4 protein-coding genes are annotated in these 4,495 nt (G+C 72.4%); 1 reads left to right on the forward strand and 3 read right to left on the reverse strand.

All coding sequences use genetic code 11. The features are described from left to right. Positions 1-222 precede the first annotated feature (222 nt). The 3 genes from AN218_RS14885 to AN218_RS14895 all read right to left on the reverse strand — a co-directional run bounded on the left by AN218_RS14885 (position 223) and on the right by AN218_RS14895 (position 3,020). Entirely contained in the window at positions 223-795 is a 573-nt protein-coding gene (locus AN218_RS14885; protein WP_070017374.1) for a GNAT family N-acetyltransferase, read from the reverse strand. Positions 796-1,012: 217 nt separating this feature from the next. Further along, positions 1,013-1,816, reverse strand: a complete 804-nt coding sequence (locus AN218_RS14890) for a VOC family protein (RefSeq protein ID WP_070017375.1) — start codon at positions 1,814-1,816, stop codon at positions 1,013-1,015. 184 nt (positions 1,817-2,000) lie between these two features. Beyond that, a complete protein-coding gene (locus tag AN218_RS14895) occupies positions 2,001-3,020 on the reverse strand; it encodes a LacI family DNA-binding transcriptional regulator (RefSeq protein ID WP_070017377.1) in 1,020 nt (339 codons plus the stop codon). Between the two features lie 261 nt (positions 3,021-3,281). Here AN218_RS14895 and AN218_RS14900 point away from each other — a divergent pair, with 261 nt between their 5' ends. Continuing rightward, on the forward strand, positions 3,282-4,361 hold the full coding sequence (locus AN218_RS14900; RefSeq protein ID WP_070017376.1) for a glycoside hydrolase family 172 protein: 1,080 nt from the start codon (positions 3,282-3,284) through the stop codon (positions 4,359-4,361). Positions 4,362-4,495: the final 134 nt, after the last annotated feature.

Raw genomic sequence — 4,495 nt, forward strand, 5'->3', positions numbered from 1 at the left:
CACCGCCTTCCACATCGGCGGCCCCGCGCGGCGCGGCGGCCGGGAGGGAAAGGTCGACGCCGGTCTGGTCGCGCTGTGGCGCGAGGCGCTGGACGCGTGAGGGGACGAGGCGAGACGGGACCGGACGGGGCGCGGGACGGGCCGGGCTGGACCGGCGGCCGAACGCGCGCCGTGGAGTGGGGCGTTGACGGGCTGTGCCCCGGGCCGTGACGCTCCGGGCCGTCACATGCCGGGCCGTGACGTGCTGGACTCCGGCGCGGTGATCGCCCATCGGTCGTGGTCGCGCCACTCGCCGTCGATCAACTGGAAGGCGGGCGAGTGCCCTTCGTACCGGAACCCCAGCCGCTCGACGAGCCTCGCCGAACGCCCGTTGCCCGGCTGGACGTTGGCCTCCAGCCGGTGCAGGCCCAGCTCCTCGAAGGCGTACCGGACCACGAGGCCCACGCCCTCCGTCATAAAGCCGCGGCCCGCGGTGGAGGCGTACGCGACATAGCCCAGCGCCCCGCTCTGCCGGCTGCCGCGCACGATGTCGTTGACGTTGACCGCGCCCACGACCGGCCGCGCCGCACCGTCATCGGCGCGACAGATCACGAAGCCTTCGTGCGTGGGCAGTCGGCACCTCGCGACGTACGCGGCGAAGGTCTCGCGCGTCGTCTCCCGCCGCGGTATCCAGGGCCGGTGGAACGCCTCGCTCTCCCGGAGGCGGGCGCTGATCTCCTCGTAGTCGTCGAGCGTGACGTGCCTGATGCCCACGCGGTCGCCGCGGAGCAGAAAGCCGGCTGAGTCGGAGGGCATCGCATCGAGTCGGTCGTCGGGGGCGGGCGGACACCGAGACGGTACGGGACCGACGCCACGGGACGTACGTCACGGGACGGACGCCGCTGTACGAGGTCACGGAACGCGTCACGGAACGAGCACCCCGCGGCCGGCGCCCGGCGCCATCTCGCGCCGCCCGGCGCCGACTTGGAGCACCGACTTGGAGGCGGGGCCCCGCCTCACATGACACCCCGCCTCACATCGACGGCCGGAGGACGACGAAGTCCGCGCCGAACGGGTCGAGGCAGACCGCCATGCGTCCCACGCCCTCCGCGTCCTCGGGACCCATGACCACCTTGCCGCCCAGCTCGGTGACCTTGGCGATCGTCGCGTCGCAGTCGTTGGTGTGGAAGACCGGGTGCCAGAACGGGGTGCCGCCCGCCAGGGCGAGGGCGTCCGGGGGCACCTGCATCAGTCCGCCGTGCATCCGTTCCTGGGGTGCGCCGGAGGGGCCGATGATCGTGTACGTGCCGGGCTCGTCGCCGGGTTCGTCGCCGGGCATCGGCATGTCCGTGTAATCCCAGCCGTACAGGGTCTCGTAGAACTCCTTGGCCCGCTCGGAGTCCGTCGTGTACAGCTCGACCCACATCAGCGCGCCGGGCTCGTCCACCGTCTCCAGACCGGCCGTCTTGCCCGGCTGCCACGCGGCGAACTGCCCGCCCTGCGGATCGGTGAACTGGGCCATGCGGCCTTGGTCGTTGACGTCGAACGGATCGACCCGCACCGAGCCTCCGGCCTGCCGCACCTGCTGCGCGGCCGCGTCCAGATCGGGCGTGCTGAAGTAGATCATCCAGGAGGAACGGGCGCCCTCGTCGAGCGGGCCGAGAGCGGCGACCGTCTTCCCGTCGGACTTGAAGAAGCCGAACTCCTCCTCGCCCGATCCGAACGGCTGGAACGTCCAGCCGAAGACCCCTCCGTAGAAGCGCTTCGCCGCCGCGGAATCCCGCACGCCGAGGTCGAGCCAGCACGGGGAGCCGACGGAATAGTCAGTCGTGATCATGGTGATTCCCTTCGGAAGGCCCTGACACGAATCAGGCTCCCACCGCCCACCGACAATCGCTCGCCGAGCGCACACGGCCCCGTGACGACGGCCTTCGGCCGGTGCGCGGCCCCGTCCGTACCGCGTCCGACGGCCGTCCCGGACCCTCCCCGGTCCGCCGGTCCGCCGGTCCGCCGGTCCGCCGCTACGCCGGCTCCCCGCCCCCGCCCGGCCCCGCCGTGCTCGCCCGCGCCCGCAGCACCGTACGCAGCACCACCGTCTGCAGCGGCTTGTCCGAGCCCGCCAGCCGGTCCTGGAGCAGCGCCGCCGCGGACGCGCCCAGGTCGTACGACGGAAGCTGCACGGTGGTCAGCGGCGGACGCACCAGCGACGCCCACGGGACGTCGCCGAAGGAGAGGATGCCGAACTCCGGTGGCTCGGCGCCCGCTTCGCGCAGCGCCTGGAGGGCGCCGACCGTCATCAGGTTGTTGGCGACGAAGACCGCGTCCGGCGGCGTGCGGAGCGCGAGCAGTTCGCGCATGGCCGCGTAGCCCCCGTCGACGCGGAAGTCGGCGTGCCGGGTGTGGGCGCGCGTCCACTCGCCGGAGACGCCGGCCTCGTGCATCGCGGCGCGGTAGCCCGCGAGGCGGTCCTCGGAGGTGGAGGCCCCGGCGGGTCCGGTGATGCAGGCGATCCGCTCGTAGCCGCGCTCCAGCAGATGCGCGGTGGCGTCCTCGCCGCCGTGCTGGTTGTCGACCATGACCGCGTCGACGGCGGCGGCGCGCGGGCGCCGGTCCACGGCGACGACGGGCATACCGCGCGCGGCGAGCGCGGAGAGGTCGGTGCGCTTGCGGGAGGCGGCGGCGACGATCACGCCCGCCATCTGTTCGGCGAGGGCGATGTCGAGGTAGCGGCGCTCCTTGTCGACGTCCTCGTCCGTGTTGCACAGCACCACGGAGAGGTTGGTGCGCTGGGCGGCGTCCTCGACGCCGCGCGCGAGCGAGGTGAAGAAGGGGTTCTCGATGTCCGGGATGAGCAGGCCGATGACGCTGGCGCGCTGCATGCGCAGCGAGCGCGCGACCCGGTTCGGCGAGAAGCCGAGGTCGGCGGCGGCCCTGCGGACGCGTTCGGCGCGTTCGGCGGTGACGCGGCCGCCGTTGAAGACCCGGGAGACCGTCGCGGGGGAGACCCCGGCGGTCCGTGCCACGTCGCTGATCGTTGCCACCGGGACTCCTTCGCCGCCGTGCGCCGGCCGCCGGGAGCCGCCGTGCACAACCTCTTGACACCTTCTGCGGATGAACCCTACGTTCGCGTGAAATGGATTTCAACAGGCTTGCTGAGCGGCCTCGTTGAAGATCACCACTGTTGTGCCCTGCCGCCTCCGCCATCTTCCCTTTTCCAACTGTGCGCCGGTGCAGGGGTATTGAGAAATCGATTTCACGGCGCTCGCCGTGACCCACCACCCGTTCTCACCCACGGAGTGCGCATGCTCGACGAGTTGGCCAGGCGGACGGACAAGATCAGCCGTTCCGTCAGTCCGGAGAACTTCACCGGCGCCAAGGGCGCGGGCGGCCGTGCCACCGAGGGTACCGGCGCACAGGCCGCCGGGGAGCTGGGCCGGGGCTGGAAGATCTCGCCGAGCATCGAGATCGCCCCGGGTGAGACGGCCGAACTGGCGGACATCGCGGGGCCCGGGACCGTACGGCACATCTGGTGCACGACCGCCCCGCACCGCGCCTGGCGCGGCACCCTGCTGCGCGCGTACTGGGAGGGGGAGGCCGAGCCGGCGGTCGAGGTGCCGCTCGGCGACTTCTTCTGCAACGGCTGGAACGTCTTCGGCCAGGTCTCCTCGCAGCCCGTCGCGGCGAATCCCAACGGCGGCTTCAACGCGTACTGGCCGATGCCCTTCCAGGACCGTGCGCGCTTCACGCTGGAGAACCTCTCCGCCGAGACGGTCGTCCTCTACTACCAGATCGACTACGAGCTGGGCTCCGTGCCCGCCGACTCCTGCTTCCTGCACGCCCATTGGCGGCGCAGCCGGCCCGTGCCGTACGGCGAGACGCACACCCTGCTGGACGGGGTCGAGGGGCGCGGACAGTACGTGGGCACCTATCTGGCCTGGGCGACGGGCAGCCCCGGCTGGTGGGGCGAGGGCGAGGTGAAGTTCTACCTCGACGGCGACACCGGCTTCCCCACGATCTGCGGCACCGGTACGGAGGACTACTTCGGCGGCGCCTGGAACTTCGACGTCGCCGGGCAGGGCTACACCGCGTACACCACGCCGTACCTCGGGCTGCACCAGATCCTCCGCCCGGACGGGCTCTACGCCAGCCAGCAGCGGTTCGGGATGTACCGGTGGCACGTGGCCGATCCCGTCCGGTTCGCCGAGGACCTGCGGGTGACGGTGCAGTCCCTGGGCATCGGGCCGGGCAACGGCAACGGGCTGCCGCACCGCTACCGGCCGACCAGCGACGACATCGCCTCGACCGCGCTGTTCTACCTGGACTCCCCGGCGCCGTCCGGCCTTCCGGCGACGCCCGGACTCCTCGAACTCGAAGTGGACTAGGGGGGATCGGGGATGGCGACCACGCCGACGCGGCGGACGGGCGCGAACGACGCCCGTAGCGGCGGGAGTTCGCCGGCGCCCGGCACCGGTACGGGCGCCCGCGGCATGACCCGGCGCGGTCTGCTCGCCGCCGG

The organism is Streptomyces nanshensis, assembly GCF_001751255.1.
GTDB classification, from domain to species: domain Bacteria; phylum Actinomycetota; class Actinomycetes; order Streptomycetales; family Streptomycetaceae; genus Streptomyces; species Streptomyces nanshensis_A.